Annotated in this window: 12 protein-coding genes; 8 read left to right on the top strand and 4 right to left on the bottom strand. The window is 62.7% G+C overall.

Translation table 11 applies throughout. The features are described from left to right. The first annotated feature begins 267 nt into the window (after window positions 1-267). The 3 genes from AB2L51_RS14615 to AB2L51_RS14605 all read left to right on the top strand — a co-directional run bounded on the left by AB2L51_RS14615 (window position 268) and on the right by AB2L51_RS14605 (window position 2,305). Window positions 268-504, top strand: coding sequence for a (2Fe-2S)-binding protein (locus AB2L51_RS14615; RefSeq protein ID WP_086646664.1), 237 nt, complete (start codon window positions 268-270; stop codon window positions 502-504). Window positions 505-580: 76 nt separating this feature from the next. Continuing rightward, window positions 581-1,543: an NAD(P)H-dependent glycerol-3-phosphate dehydrogenase gene (locus AB2L51_RS14610; protein ID WP_395582645.1), complete on the top strand. Its 963-nt coding sequence runs from the start codon at window positions 581-583 to the stop codon at window positions 1,541-1,543. A 228-nt stretch (window positions 1,544-1,771) separates the two neighbouring features. Next, entirely contained in the window at window positions 1,772-2,305 is a 534-nt protein-coding gene (locus tag AB2L51_RS14605; protein WP_395582646.1) for a Dps family protein, read from the top strand. A gap of 108 nt (window positions 2,306-2,413) precedes the next feature. On the opposite strand, the gene AB2L51_RS14600 is transcribed toward AB2L51_RS14605, so the two are convergent. Then, window positions 2,414-4,054, bottom strand: coding sequence for a bifunctional aspartate transaminase/aspartate 4-decarboxylase (locus tag AB2L51_RS14600; RefSeq protein ID WP_395582647.1), 1,641 nt, complete (start codon window positions 4,052-4,054; stop codon window positions 2,414-2,416). A gap of 134 nt (window positions 4,055-4,188) precedes the next feature. Then, the gene (locus AB2L51_RS14595; protein ID WP_408874603.1) at window positions 4,189-5,385 is read right to left on the bottom strand and encodes an AI-2E family transporter; all 1,197 of its coding nucleotides are present in this window, start codon (window positions 5,383-5,385) and stop codon (window positions 4,189-4,191) included. Between the two features lie 227 nt (window positions 5,386-5,612). Between AB2L51_RS14595 and AB2L51_RS14590 the strand changes: the two genes are divergently transcribed. Beyond that, on the top strand, window positions 5,613-6,374 hold the full coding sequence (locus tag AB2L51_RS14590; RefSeq protein ID WP_395582649.1) for a TetR/AcrR family transcriptional regulator: 762 nt from the start codon (window positions 5,613-5,615) through the stop codon (window positions 6,372-6,374). Window positions 6,375-6,413: 39 nt separating this feature from the next. Here AB2L51_RS14590 and msrB read toward each other — a convergent pair whose 3' ends face one another. Together msrB and AB2L51_RS14580 are read right to left on the bottom strand one after the other, a co-directional pair. Next, window positions 6,414-6,824 (bottom strand): peptide-methionine (R)-S-oxide reductase MsrB, encoded by a 411-nt coding sequence (gene msrB / locus AB2L51_RS14585; RefSeq protein WP_395582650.1) that lies wholly within the window; start codon window positions 6,822-6,824, stop codon window positions 6,414-6,416. Continuing rightward, a complete protein-coding gene (locus AB2L51_RS14580; RefSeq protein ID WP_395582651.1) occupies window positions 6,793-7,038 on the bottom strand; it encodes a hypothetical protein in 246 nt (81 codons plus the stop codon). Before AB2L51_RS14580 ends, msrB begins: the two co-directional genes overlap by 32 nt. Before the next feature lie 88 nt (window positions 7,039-7,126). Here AB2L51_RS14580 and AB2L51_RS14575 point away from each other — a divergent pair, with 88 nt between their 5' ends. Genes AB2L51_RS14575 through AB2L51_RS14560 form a run of 4 tightly spaced genes read left to right on the top strand, consistent with a single transcriptional unit; the run spans window position 7,127 to window position 12,871 of the window. Next, window positions 7,127-8,623: a sodium:solute symporter gene (locus AB2L51_RS14575; RefSeq protein WP_395582672.1), complete on the top strand. Its 1,497-nt coding sequence runs from the start codon at window positions 7,127-7,129 to the stop codon at window positions 8,621-8,623. Continuing rightward, complete coding sequence (locus AB2L51_RS14570) at window positions 8,620-9,597, top strand: N-acetylmuramic acid 6-phosphate etherase (RefSeq protein ID WP_395582652.1); 978 nt, start codon at window positions 8,620-8,622, stop codon at window positions 9,595-9,597. The genes AB2L51_RS14575 and AB2L51_RS14570 overlap by 4 nt, the downstream gene beginning before the upstream one ends. Then, window positions 9,597-10,613, top strand: coding sequence for an N-acetylglucosamine kinase (locus AB2L51_RS14565; protein ID WP_395582653.1), 1,017 nt, complete (start codon window positions 9,597-9,599; stop codon window positions 10,611-10,613). The genes AB2L51_RS14570 and AB2L51_RS14565 overlap by 1 nt, the downstream gene beginning before the upstream one ends. Further along, complete coding sequence (locus AB2L51_RS14560; RefSeq protein WP_395582654.1) at window positions 10,610-12,871, top strand: beta-N-acetylhexosaminidase; 2,262 nt, start codon at window positions 10,610-10,612, stop codon at window positions 12,869-12,871. Before AB2L51_RS14565 ends, AB2L51_RS14560 begins: the two co-directional genes overlap by 4 nt. Window position 12,872 lies beyond the last annotated feature (1 nt).

Genomic DNA, 12,872 nt, shown 5'->3' with positions numbered 1-12,872 from the left:
GGTCCCTGTTACACCCATCCGAACAGGCCGCAGGTCTGTCCATATCTGCTCGGAGTGGTTCAAAACCATAGTCCTGAAAAAAGCTTCAGGCTGATCGCCAAAACGACTTAGCCGCGCCACCTGCCCCTCTGTGGCGGCACGCATGAGCGCATGACGCGTGCGATTATTTTTCTGCTCATATCAAGGCCGCCATGCACGGAAAGTATTGCGACTAATTATCATTTATGGTTCAGTAAGGTCAGACTCGTAACCATGAGGTGCAAAGTAATGGTTGTCTGCTCCTGCAACCTGCTGACTCATAAAGATGTTGAAGCCGCCGTGGCCGATGGCGCAAACCATCCGCGCGAGATTTATGCCGCCCGCGGGTGCAAGGCCCAGTGCGGCAACTGCGTTAAAGGTGTTGTGTGCCTGCTGCGCGAAGCCAAGATGAGGCACATGCAGCAGGCTGAACTGGCCGCCCACGCCGCCCGCCAGCAGAGCGTGGCCATGGCAGCTTCTGCCTGAACACCCGCCAGCCGGACCTGTCCCGGCTCTTTTACCGCGCTTGCACTCTCCTCCTGCTTCTGGCACCGAAGCAGGTATGAGCGATCCAGTTTTTGTACTTGGCGGCGGTGCATGGGGCACTGCACTGGCCCTGCATGCTGCCCGCACCGGAGCACAGGTGCATTTATGGGCACGTAACGCGCAAACCCTGCCCAACGGGGCCATGCCGCGCCTGCCGGACTACCCGCTCCCCCCTGCCATTCACCCTTGCTCCGCATTGCCACAGGTTACGCCGCGCTGTGTGCTGGTTGCCGTGCCCACGCAGTATCTGGCCTCTGTTCTGCCCCTGCTGCCTCCTGGTGTTGCTGCCATTTTGTGCTGCAAGGGCATAGAACGCCAGACACTGGCTTTTCCGCTGGATATTCTCGCACGGGAGCGGGCAGATGTACCCGGCGCCGTACTGTGTGGCCCCAATTTTGCGCGTGAGATTGCCGCTGGCCTGCCCGCGGCCGCCGTACTGGCGGCCCCGGACGCCACACGCGCACAAAGCCTGAGCACGCAGCTTTCCACCCCCCTGTTTCGCCTTTACGCCAGCACGGACTGCGTGGGAGTGCAGCTTGGGGCTGCAGCCAAAAACGTGATTGCCGTAGCCTCGGGCGTGACCATAGGCGCGGGTCTGGGCGAAAATGCACGCGCAGCCCTGATTACCCGTGGACTGGCCGAAATAACCCGGCTGGCCACAGCCCTTGGCGGGCAGGCCACAACACTGGCGGGCCTTGCAGGGCTGGGGGATCTTCTGCTGACCTGCACGGGGGCATCCTCGCGCAATTATCAGATGGGGCTTGCCCTTGGGCAGGGCATGAGCACACAAACCGCCCTGAACAGCCTGCCCGGCGTGGCCGAGGGGGTAACAACGGCTGCCGCCCTGCAAAGCCTTGCCCGCACCCATGGGGTGGAAACCCCCATAACCGACTGCATTGCCGCCTTTATGGAAGGACGGATCACCCTGCCGCAGGCTACGCACAGCCTGCTCAGCCGCCCGCTTAAAAGCGAGGCGTAACATCCCCTGAACCAGCAGACAGCAAACAGCAAACAGCAAACAGCAAACAGGTTACGGCAGACCACGCAACTGGCAATGCCTGCACTCCGTCTTGGTCACGTTCGTGTGAGGGCTGGAGTCTTTACCCGTGTGGGGTTGTATCCCTTCATTCACTTTCCACGTTGGATGCAGCGGTGGGGGAACACCCCGCACCGCAGACTGACATTTATTGGAAAGGCTGGCATTCCCATGACCAAACCCAATGCTTCAGAACGTCACATCAAGGAATATCTTGGCACGCCCACAGACCTGAAGGCCGAAAAGGTCAAGGCTGTGGCCGCAGGTCTGGCCGAGGTTCTGGCGGATGTGTTCGCCCTTTACATCAAAACCAAAAACTTCCACTGGCATATGAGTGGTCGCCACTTTCGTGATTACCACCTGCTGCTGGACGAGCAGAGCCAGCAGATTTTTGCCATGACCGACCCTCTGGCCGAGCGCGCACGCAAGATTGGCGGCACCACGCTGCACTCCGTTGGGGAAATCAGCCGCAAAACGGCCATTCTGGATAACGATGCCCTGTACGTCACCCCCGAGGACATGCTGGCCGAACTGCGCGAAGACAACCTGACCCTGACCAAACGCCTGCGCGCGGTGCATGACATCTGTGATGATGCACACGACGTTGCCACCGCCAGCCTGCTGGAAAACTGGATTGATGAAACAGAACGCCGCACATGGTTCCTGTTTGAAACCACCCGTCCGGTTTTTGGCAAAAACGACTGACGCCCACAGGAGCTAGCTCCCCCACGCAACCAGCCCCACGCAGATAATGCGGGGCAATACCGGGCAGGCTGGAGCAGGGTTTACCCCTCCCCCGGCCCTTGCCCGGCTTTAGTGCGCCGGGTGTGCCGCTGGTGCGGGGGCTGCGGCCTTAACCTCTTTTTCCGTGCAGTAGCGGGCATAATATTCATCCGCCATGCGCCGCAGGGCCGTGCCTATGGCGGCGTACTGGTACTCGTTCAGATTGGCGAGCGAGGCCCGGGCAGATGGGCGCTTGACGGCAAAGCCATCACCGGGCAGCAGCACCACGCCTGTTTCCTCCGCAATGCGGAACAGGATGGTCTGGTAGTCCACCTTGGTCATCAACCACCGGGCAAAGCGGCGGCCATAAAGCTGTGTGACCACATTGGCCAGATCGATCAGCGTGTAATAGTGGGTGCTGCCATCATCATCCGGCGCTTTTACGCCCAGATCGCGGTACAGGGCCAGTTCGCGCCGGTGTAGCAGACGTTTGAGCGCGTTTTTATACGCATCCCGCCCATCCATAAGGGCAAAAAGGGCAAACAGCACCATCTGCACCTGCTGGGGGGTGGACAGGCCCGCCGTGTGGTTAAGTGCCACGGTACGGCTATCGGCCACCAGCCGGTCAATAAACTTCAGCCCGCGCACATCGGGGGTGAGAGAGGCGTAACGCTTGTCCAGTTCCTGTTTTTCGGCTTCGGGCAGGGCTGCCAGCGCGTGGTCCAGCACGTTGTTCTGGTGCATGGCCACAACACCAAGCCGCCAGCCCGTGGAACCAAAATACTTGGAGAAGGAATAAACCAGCACCGTGTTGTACGGGCAAATGGCGTAAATGGACCGGAAATCATCGGCAAAAGTACCGTACACGTCATCGGTGACAATAATCAGGTCCGGGCGTTTTTTGACAATTTCGGCAATGCGGGCAAGCCCTGCATCGCTCATGCGGACCGATGGCGGGTTGCTGGGGTTCACCACCAGAAAAATCTTGACCGAGGGATCAAGTAGCTTGTCCAGTTCCTCTGGCGGGTACTGCCACCCGGCCTCGGGGTCGGCATTAATGGCCACTTCCTGCAACTGGTAGTCCCGCAGTTCCGGGATTTCCACGTACGGGGTAAAGACCGGCATGCCAATGGCGGCCTTGTCCCCCGGCCGGATCAGCCCGTTTTCCCGCAGGGAGGCAAAAATATAGCTGATGGCAGCCGTCCCCCCTTCCAGCGCAAACAGGTCCGTCGTACTTTCGGGCATGGTGCCGCCTGCCATTTCGTGCAGCAGGTAGTGGCGCACCACCTGTTCGGCGTAGCGGAGCATGCGGGGTGGGGTCGGGTAGTCACACCCCAGAATACCCGCTGTGGCTTCGAGCAGAAACGCATCGGCTGACAGGCCCATCTGGTCACGCACATAGGACAGGGCGCGACGCAGGAAGGCCACACCGGGCACATCCTTGTTGGCTGCCAGAAATGCCTCAAACCGGGCTTCTATCCCTGCGCGGCGGGGCATACCCCCCACCCCTTCGGCCATATAGGAGAATGTGAGAGCAGAATCGGCTGCGGCAAACATGCCAAGCTGAAAAAAGCCCTGCCGGGGCAGGGTCGCCAGAAAGTTGGGGTTGCCGCGCCCTGCATCCAGCATGGCCCGCTGCGCCCGCCCCGAGGCCAGCCGGATAAGCTGGTCCTTGAGTTCAAACGGGCTGAGGTGCCGGTATTTCTGAAAATCGTCGGCTGGGCTGGACATCCCGTGCTTCCTTCAAGCGGATATTCTTGTTGTGTGGAATGTGCATGCACACAAGCGGGAAAACCACCCCAAAAAACGCAGATCGCACCTGTTTTGTCCTGCTTTTTACCCTTTTATGCTAAAAATATACCCTGTCAGACCTGTTCTTCCTCCGGCAGGGGAGCGGTCAGGTGGTCGATCACCGCCAGCAGCACGGCGGTAATGGGGGAGGCAAAAGCAAAGCCCCACATCCCCAGAAAAGCGCCAAATATGGTCTGGGAGAGAATGGTCAGCGCAGGCGGCATGCTGACCGCCCTTTTCTGAATGAAAGGGGACATGACATACCCTTCAAACGCCTGAATAAAGGCATATAACCCCGCCACCATAAGAGCTTCCCGCGGGCTGATGGACAGGGCGATCAGCACGGCAGGCACCGCCCCGATAAACGTGCCCAGATAGGGAATGAAGTTGGCGGTACCTGCAACCAGCCCAAGCGGAAAAGCAAGCGGCATGCCCAGCAGGGACAGGCCACCCCATGTCAGCACGCCCACCACGGTCATATCCAGCAACTGCCCTGCAACCCAGGCAGACAGCACATGGGCTGTTGTGCGGATCAACTCACGCGCGGTGCCGCGGTAGCGCGTGGGCACCAGCCGCAGCAGGCCATTGGCATACAGGTGGGGGGAGAGCGCAAAATATACCCCCGCAATCACAATAACCACCAGCGTACCTGCCGACCCGAAGGTGGAGGTCAGCACATTGGTCATGGACCCTGCAAAGTCCATCCCACTCGTCCCCTCCGACCCAAGAGGACCGGATGTCTGGTTGCCACCCAGAAAGCGGGGAATGTGGTTCAGCACCGAATGTCCAACCGGATTCTCATTCAGAGTAGCATGCAGGGCATCACGTTCATGGGTCAGGGCCGCATACAGGTGGGAAAGCTGGGTTACCAGCTCGGGGCCGGACACATGCACAACAAACGAAACGCCCCCCACAAGGGTGGCAAGGAACAGCACCACCGCCACCCACTGCCGCATGGGCAGCACCCGGCAGATCACCCGTGCAGCACCATGCAGGACCACCGCCACAAGGGCTGCGGCAAACACCACCATAACCACAGCCCCACCCGCGTAAATGAACAGCCCCACGCACAGGGCCGCCACCACGGCTATGGCAAGCTGATAAAAACGGCGCAGAATACGCCCCAGTTTCTGCACGTTCAGGGCCAGAAGAGCTATCTGCTCCGCGCTGGCGGTCCCTGCCGTATCCGCATGGGGGGTGGGGGGCAGCCTTTTGTTCGCACTGGTCTGGCTGGTCTGGTCTGGTGCGGGGGCCTGTTCGCCCTCAAGCATCTGCTGTTCCACTGGGGTTATTTCCTGACATGATCGTGCGCCACGTGGTATGTGTGTTTTGTGTGTGGCGGAAAAGAGCGGCCGCAACACCCCCTTTTCTTGCAACACATTCTTGCGTCGCACGGAAAGACCTCGAAATAAAAACACGACACAGGTATAAAACCGCCACATTGCAGATGTGTTGTCCTACCCCTGCCCTACACCAGCTAACACAAAGCGGATAATCGTTGTCTGAGCCCCCAGCCCCCCGTTCACCCAAAGGTTACCTGAGCAAGGCCCTTACCTTTGCCACCCGTCCTCTGGACATGGCAAACCCTTGCCTGCAGGGGCGTAAACGGCGCTGTGGGCGCCCCACGACCGATGTTACGGAAGACCTTGACCAGTATCTGCTGGAAATAGCGGCGGGCCTGTTTGTGCAGCATGGCTATGCGGGCACCTCCATCGACCAGATCGCCCGCAAGGCCTGCGCCAGCAAACAGACAATCTACCGCCGCTATTCCTCCAAGGAGGCGCTGTTCATAGCAGTGGTCACCAACCTGACCGGCTCGGTGCTGCGGGCCATGGAACAGACCCCCCTGACCAACCCGCTGGAGGAACTGCGCCACATCAGCCGCCTGATGCTGGATCTGACCCTCCGCCCTGATGCACTGGGCACGTACCGGATTCTCATAGCCGACGGGCACCGCCACCCTTCCCTGCAACAGCAGGCGGTGGCGGCTATTGGCCAGCCTTTTCACAATAATTTTGTGCGCCTGCTCAAAGCCGCGGAGCAGAAGGGCCAGATCAACCCCGGCCATGCCACGGACACCACGGCCCGCCTGCTGACCGGCATGATCACCGGCTGGCCAATGGAAGACAGTCTTTTTGGCCTTGATCCGCTCAAGACCGAGGAAGAGCGCGATGCTTTTTTTAGCGAAGCATGGTCTTTTTTCCTCAACGCCGTAGGGGGAAGGCAGACAGCCCATGCCCCGCAGCAGGTGCCGGGCTGAGCACACGTCAGCCCGCCCCGCCACACCGGGGCTGTGTGTTTATCCGGCGCTGCCCGCAGCACTGGGCCGAAAGTCCAGTGCAAGCCCGTTCATGCAGTAACGCAGCCCGGTAGGGGGTGGCCCGTCGTTAAAGACATGGCCCAGATGGCCCTCGCACTGCGCGCAGTGGGCCTCCTCCCTGACCATGCCGTGGCTTGTATCGCGCCGGGTGGCAACACCCTCCGGCTCTGCCGCCCAGAAGGATGGCCACCCGCTCCCGCTCTCATACTTGGTGGTAGAGGAAAACAGCAGCGTACCGCATGCCGCGCAATGGTAAGTACCGGGGCGTTTTTCCCCGTTCAGGGGGCTGGAGCCGGGGTATTCCGTGCCATGGCCGAGCAGAATCTGCTCCTGTTCGGGGGTCAGGGGGGCACGGGGGTCACACCCGCCAGAACTGCAACTGCTGGTCATAACGGTTCCTTTCTGCCTCCCACCGGGGCGATGCACAGTTCCCCCGCACCGGGGCAATACCTGCCGTCCAGACTACCGCCCGCAAGCCTGCCGCGCCAAGCCCCCGGCCTGTCACACTCGGGCGAGCCCGTCCCCCGGACAGGCCCGCCACATGGGGCAATGGAATAGAGACTTGCTGCCCGCGCGGGCTGTTTCTAAAGTTCGTGTGCGCCATGCCAGCCTTACCCCGCATGCGGGCTGGTCTGCCCGGTATGGCGTTCTCCCACCTCGGCCCTGCCCCACGGCATGAACAGGACCATACCATGAGCCTTACCGATCTGCTGGTCATGCTGGCCTATCTGGCAGCCATGCCGGTTGTGGCCCTTATGCTGGCGGGCCGCCAGTCCTCCCCCACCGCGTATCTGGAAGGGCACAGGGACCTGCCATGGTGGGCGCTGTGCCTGTCCCTTGTTGCAACGGAAACCTCTACCCTGACCGTCATCAGCGTGCCGGGCATTGCCTATGGGTCGGGCATGGTTTTTGTGGGGCTGGCCCTTGGCTACCTTGTGGGCCGGGCCATTGTTGCGTGGTGGTTCCTGCCCCTTTACCAGCAGGGGCACATGCTCAGCGCCTATGACTGGCTGGGCCAGCGCTTTGGCTCCACCATGCAGCGGCTGGCCTCCGCCACATTCCTGACCACCCGCCTGCTGGCGGAGGCCGTGCGCCTGTTTGCGGGCATGCTCCCCTTGGCCACCATGCTGGCGGCCCTGCATATACACCTGCCCCAGCCCGTACTGCTGGGGGGCATTATGCTGCTGACCCTGTTCTACACTGTTTGTGGCGGCCTGCGCGCAGTGGTCTGGTCAGACAGCATCCAGTTTGGTCTGTATCTGTTCGGGGCTACAGCCTGCGCGCTGCTGTTATGGCATGGCGCACCCGCGGGCACATGGCACAGCCTGCAACAGGCGGGGCGGCTGCACCTGTTTGCCCATGATGCTCCGTTGCTGAACAGCCCGTTTACCCCCCTTGCCGCCCTTGCCGGGGGGGCTTTGCTCTCGGTTGCATCTCACGGCACCGACCAGCTTATGGTCCAGCGTGTGCTGGCCGCACGCAGCCTGCGGGATGCGCGGCTGGCCCTTATGGGCAGCGCGCTGGGGGTGGGCATACTGTTTACCCTGCTCAGCCTGACCGGCGTGCTGCTCTGGGCGCGCAATCGTGGGCTCACACTTGCGCAGGCAGGCTATGCCAGCCCGGACGCCATTTTTCCCGCATATATTGTGCATGACCTGCCACCGGGCCTGCGCGGGCTTATGCTGGCGGGTATTCTGGCCGCCACCATGGGATCGCTCTCGGCCACCCTGTCGGCCATGACCGCAGCCAGTGTGGGGGATTTTGCCCCTCTATGCGCGCGCGCCGCACGCAGGCTGCGCTGCTCCGCGCTGGGCTTTGCCCGGCTGGTTAGCGTGGTGTGGGCCTGCGCGCTGGTGGCCTGTGCCGGACTGTTTGCCCATGCCAGCCAGTCCGCCATCCTGCTTGGCCTGTCCATTGCCGCGTGCGGGTATGGCCCCATGCTGGGCACGTTTGTTGCGGGTATGGTCATGCCCCGTGTGCAGGCACGCACACTGGCACCCGCCTTTGCATTGAGCGTACCGTGCATGGTCTGGGCCATGCTGGCCCTGCGCCCCAATGGGCACCCCCTTGCCTTTGCGTGGCTGATCGTGCTGGGCGTGATGATCCTATTCGGGCTAGCCGGCCTGCTCCATATCATGCACCTTAGTCCATACCCCCTGCCCGCCCGCAACCGGAGGCCAAAATCATGACCACCCAGCACACACCAAACCAGCCCCCCCGCACGGAAATGCAGGACCCGCGTTATGACGGGCTGGACACATGGCCCACCGCCACCGTGCTGGAAAGCCTGCTGGAAAGCCAGCTTGCGGCCACGGCGGCAGTACGCTCCGCTCTGGCGGACATGGAGGCCGCCATTGCGCAGGCCGTGCCGCGGCTGGAGCGCGGCGGGCGGCTGTTTTACGTAGGGGCGGGCACATCGGGGCGGATTGGCTTGCAGGATGGTGTGGAACTGATCCCGACCTATGGCTGGCCGTCGGAGCGGCTGGTGCTGCTGCTGGCAGGTGGAGAGGCCGCCCTGTTCAGCCCCGTGGAAGGCGCTGAAGATGATGAGGACGAAGCCCAGCGCGCCATAACCCGCCACACCCCCACGGCTGATGATGTGGTGATCGGCATTGCCGCAAGCGGGAACACCCCCTACACCTGCGCAGCCCTTGCCAGCGCCCGCTTTTGCGGCAGCCTGACCATTGGCCTGTCCTGTACCCCCGCAGCCCGCCTGCTGGCCGAAACTGACATAGGTATTCTGACCGAAACCGGGCCGGAAGTCGTGGCAGGCTCCACCCGCATGAAGGCAGGCACTGCGCAGAAAATCTGCCTCAACCTGCTTTCCACCACACTCATGATCCGTCTTGGCCATACATGGCGGGGGCATATGGTGGACATGCGCATTGTAAACACCAAACTGGTGCACCGCGCACTGCGGATGATTACCCAGTTAACCGATTGTTCGGACACGCAGGCACAGGCCGCCCTGCTCAAGGCGGATGGGTCCATCAAACTGGCTATTCTGCTGCGTCAGGGGCTGGAACCCGCACAGGGGCGTATGCTGCTCCGCCTGTGCGACGGGCACCTGCGCCGGGCACTGGACCTGCTGGCCGTGCAGGCTGCACGTGGCGTAGGCCCCACCTCCCATAACCCACCCGCACCCGAACAGATCCTGTATTAATGCCCCCCGCCCAGACCCTTCTTGCACTCGACGGCGGGGGCACCCATACCCGCGTTGCCCTGATCACGCGGAATGCCAGCCTGCTGGCCCACACCACCGGACCCGGCTGCAACCCCTATGACCGGCCAGACTGGGCCGAGCACCTGCATGCCCTGCTGCGCGCACTCCCCCATAACGGCCTGTGCGCGGCCGTACTGGGCATGGCCGGGTATGACGGGGCGCGTCCTTCCTCCCACCAGCAGGTGGAGGTTGCCCGCGCAGCCCTTGGACCAGACATCCCGCTGGAACTGGAAAACGATGTGCAGACCGCCCACCGGGCGGCCTTTGCCGGAGGGGCAGGGGTTTTTGTGCTGGCAGGCACAGGCTCCGTAGCGCAGGCACGCACGCAAGATGGGCACACCACCCGCGCAGGCGGCTGGGGCTGGCTGTTCGGGGATGAAGGGGGCGGCTACTGGATTGGCTGTCAGGCCCTTAACCACGCCGCCCGTTTTCTGGACGACCCCACGACACCCTTTGCTCCCTTTGCACGCGCCATGCTGCATGCGCTGGAATTGCCCAGTCACGGCCCCCACGCAGCCGATGCCCTGCGCGAGTGGCTGCGCACCCGCCCCCACCCACGCTCCGCCGTGGGGGATGTGGCTCCCATAGTCCATACACTGGCCCAGACGCATGACCCCCACGCTCTGGCCATACTGCATGCGGCGGGCACGCATCTGGCCGATCTGGCGCACACGGCCTGCCGCGGCCTTGCGCTGCCAGCCCCTGCTGCACCCGCCACACACCCGGCTGCACAGCCCCTGATGGGCCTGCCATGGAGCTATGGCGGGAGTGTAATGACCAGCGCGGCCGTCCGTGCGCGCGTGAGCACACTGCTGGGCCAGCCCGCAACCCCTCCTGCCCTGCCCCCACTGGGCGGGGCCACCCTGCGCGCGGCCCAGCTGGCAGGCTGGGAAGTGGACGCGGCATGGGTACGCAGGCTTGCAACCTCATTCTCGGTGCAAAACACACAGCCATGATTGCTCACTTTTTCAAATCCCTTCCAGCCAGAACGCTGCTCCTGTGCGGCCTTGCCATAGCAGGGGGCATACCCTGTGTGGCCATGGCGCAAAATGCGCCGGACACACTCTCCGGCACGTCCGAACCAGCTTTTGTACGCAATAGCGTACGCCTGCCGCTGGTCATGCCCGCACCGGCTGTTCTACAGGCATCAGGGGCCGCCTTTGCCTTGCCCCAAAGCCTGACCCTGCACTGGAACAGCCCGCCAACCCCACTGTTGCTCCGGGCTGTGGAGCGGCTGCGCACACGGCTTGGCATACTGGCAGGCAGGCCCATTGTGTTCACTCAGCCCCCCCCTCCACCGGACGGGCTTGTGCTGAACATCAGCACTCCCAAGGACATCACATTCCCCAGCCCCAGCATGCGTGAGGGCTATACGCTGGATGTCGCCCCCACCGGCATAACCCTGAATGCGCAGGGGGTGGCTGGGGTGCTGCATGGCCTGACCAGCCTGAGCCAGCTTGTACGGCAAGAACGCGATGGCCCCGTGCTGGCACAGGCCCATATTGAGGATACCCCGCGCTTTGCCTGGCGCGGGCTTATGCTGGATACCAGCAGGCACTTCATGCCCCTGCCCGACCTGCTACGCCAGCTGGACGCCATGGAAATGGTCAAGCTGAACGTGCTGCACATCCATCTGTCCGATGGTGCCGCCTTCAGGGTAGAGAGCAGGGTTTTCCCGCGCCTGCACACACTTGGCAGCCACGGGCAGTATTACACGCAGGAACAGGTCCGCCAGCTTGTGCGCGAGGCTGCGGACAGGGGTATCCGTGTGGTGCCCGAGTTCGATACACCCGGCCACAGTTACGCCATGCTGCTGGCATACCCGCGCTACGCCGCCAACACCCCGCTCAACACCACCGACCGGGCCGAGATCAACCGCGCGGCTCTGGACCCCACCAACCCGGCCACACTCAGCTTTGTCAACGCCGTGTACGCAGAAATGGCGAGCCTGTTTCCCGACCCCGTTTTTCATATCGGGGGGGACGAGGTGGTGGCAAAACAATGGGCGCAATCTCCCCATATTGCCGCGTATATGAAGCAGCACCACATAGCCTCGGTTGCGGCCTTGCAGGCGGACTACACCCGCCACGTGGCCCACGCCCTGCGCCTGCGTGGCAAAACCGTTATGGGCTGGGATGAGGTACAGGAAGCCGATATTCCCCCTGACACCATTATAGAAAGCTGGCGTGGCCCCGCCCATACCGCACAGGCCACGGCCGCTGGCCATGACACGGTTATTTCCGGCCCCTATTATCTGGACCGCCTGCTCCCCGCGAGTGCCTATTACACCACAGACCCGCTGGACATGCGCAAGGATGCAGCGGAGGCACAGGCCGCCGCCCAGACCACCGGCCCCAACCCGCCCGATACCCCGCCAACACTCCCCACCGCCACAGCAAAGGCGGAGGACACCCCTCCACCACCCCTGAATGACGCACAGAAAGCCCATGTACTGGGTGCGGAAGCCGTTTTATGGGCCGAGGTTGTCTCCCCCGACATGCTGGATGCGCGCATATGGCCACGGGCGGCAGCACTGGCCGAACGGTTCTGGTCCGCGCAGGACCGGTGCGATGCCACGACCCTGTACCCCAGACTGGCGATTATAGCAGACCGGCTGGACCTGCTGGGGCTGGAGGCCCATGCCAACACCCGGCGCATGCTTGATCGTCTGGCTCCGGGGGAGACGGAGGCCGCCGCCGTGCTGCTTCAGACGGTCTCACCCGTGCGTAATTACGCCCATAACCATGAGTTTCTGCAAATCCGGCACAAACAGACCGCCACCTTGCAACAGCTCGGCACCCCGGCGGATATTGCCAGCCCGGACAGCTTCGAGGCTGAAACCTTTAACGCCGAAGCCAGAGCCTTTATTGCCGGTCATACCGAACTACGCCATGATCTGGAAAACAGGCTCACCCGCTGGGCCGATAATGACAGCGCCTTCACCCGCGCGGCAGCCCATAACGCGGGGCTGACCCCGGCACTGGCGGCCTCGGCCCAACTGGCCGATCTGGCCCGTGCGGGGCTGGCCGCCCTTGGCACGGGGCGTACGCTGAACTGGCGCGAAAACGCCCGCACAGCACTTCTTGCCGCCAAAAAGGGCATAGCGGCCTCGGCCAGTATCCATGTCGTAACCAGCACGCCCCAGCCCGAAGGCGACCTGATCCAGCGGATCGTACCCGGGGTGGAAATCCTGCTTGATCAGGCCATGCCCTAGG

The organism is Acetobacter fabarum (genome assembly GCF_040702925.2).
Lineage (GTDB): Bacteria > Pseudomonadota > Alphaproteobacteria > Acetobacterales > Acetobacteraceae > Acetobacter > Acetobacter fabarum_B.
This window is presented reverse-complemented; position numbering and strand designations above follow the sequence as displayed.

What these genes read in the sequence shown, in the direction of transcription:
- AB2L51_RS14610 (WP_395582645.1), top strand. Translation starts at nt 581, where the DNA reads ATGAGCGATCCAGTTTTTGTACTTGGCGGCGGTGCATGGGGCACTGCA.
- AB2L51_RS14600 (WP_395582647.1), bottom strand. Translation starts at nt 4,054, where the DNA reads ATGTCCAGCCCAGCCGACGATTTTCAGAAATACCGGCACCTCAGCCCG.
- AB2L51_RS14575 (WP_395582672.1), top strand. Translation starts at nt 7,127, where the DNA reads ATGAGCCTTACCGATCTGCTGGTCATGCTGGCCTATCTGGCAGCCATG.
- AB2L51_RS14580 (WP_395582651.1), bottom strand. Translation starts at nt 7,038, where the DNA reads ATGGCGCACACGAACTTTAGAAACAGCCCGCGCGGGCAGCAAGTCTCT.
- AB2L51_RS14615 (WP_086646664.1), top strand. Translation starts at nt 268, where the DNA reads ATGGTTGTCTGCTCCTGCAACCTGCTGACTCATAAAGATGTTGAAGCC.
- msrB (WP_395582650.1), bottom strand. Translation starts at nt 6,824, where the DNA reads ATGACCAGCAGTTGCAGTTCTGGCGGGTGTGACCCCCGTGCCCCCCTG.
- AB2L51_RS14560 (WP_395582654.1), top strand. Translation starts at nt 10,610, where the DNA reads ATGATTGCTCACTTTTTCAAATCCCTTCCAGCCAGAACGCTGCTCCTG.
- AB2L51_RS14595 (WP_408874603.1), bottom strand. Translation starts at nt 5,385, where the DNA reads ATGCTTGAGGGCGAACAGGCCCCCGCACCAGACCAGACCAGCCAGACC.
- AB2L51_RS14570 (WP_395582652.1), top strand. Translation starts at nt 8,620, where the DNA reads ATGACCACCCAGCACACACCAAACCAGCCCCCCCGCACGGAAATGCAG.
- AB2L51_RS14565 (WP_395582653.1), top strand. Translation starts at nt 9,597, where the DNA reads ATGCCCCCCGCCCAGACCCTTCTTGCACTCGACGGCGGGGGCACCCAT.
- AB2L51_RS14605 (WP_395582646.1), top strand. Translation starts at nt 1,772, where the DNA reads ATGACCAAACCCAATGCTTCAGAACGTCACATCAAGGAATATCTTGGC.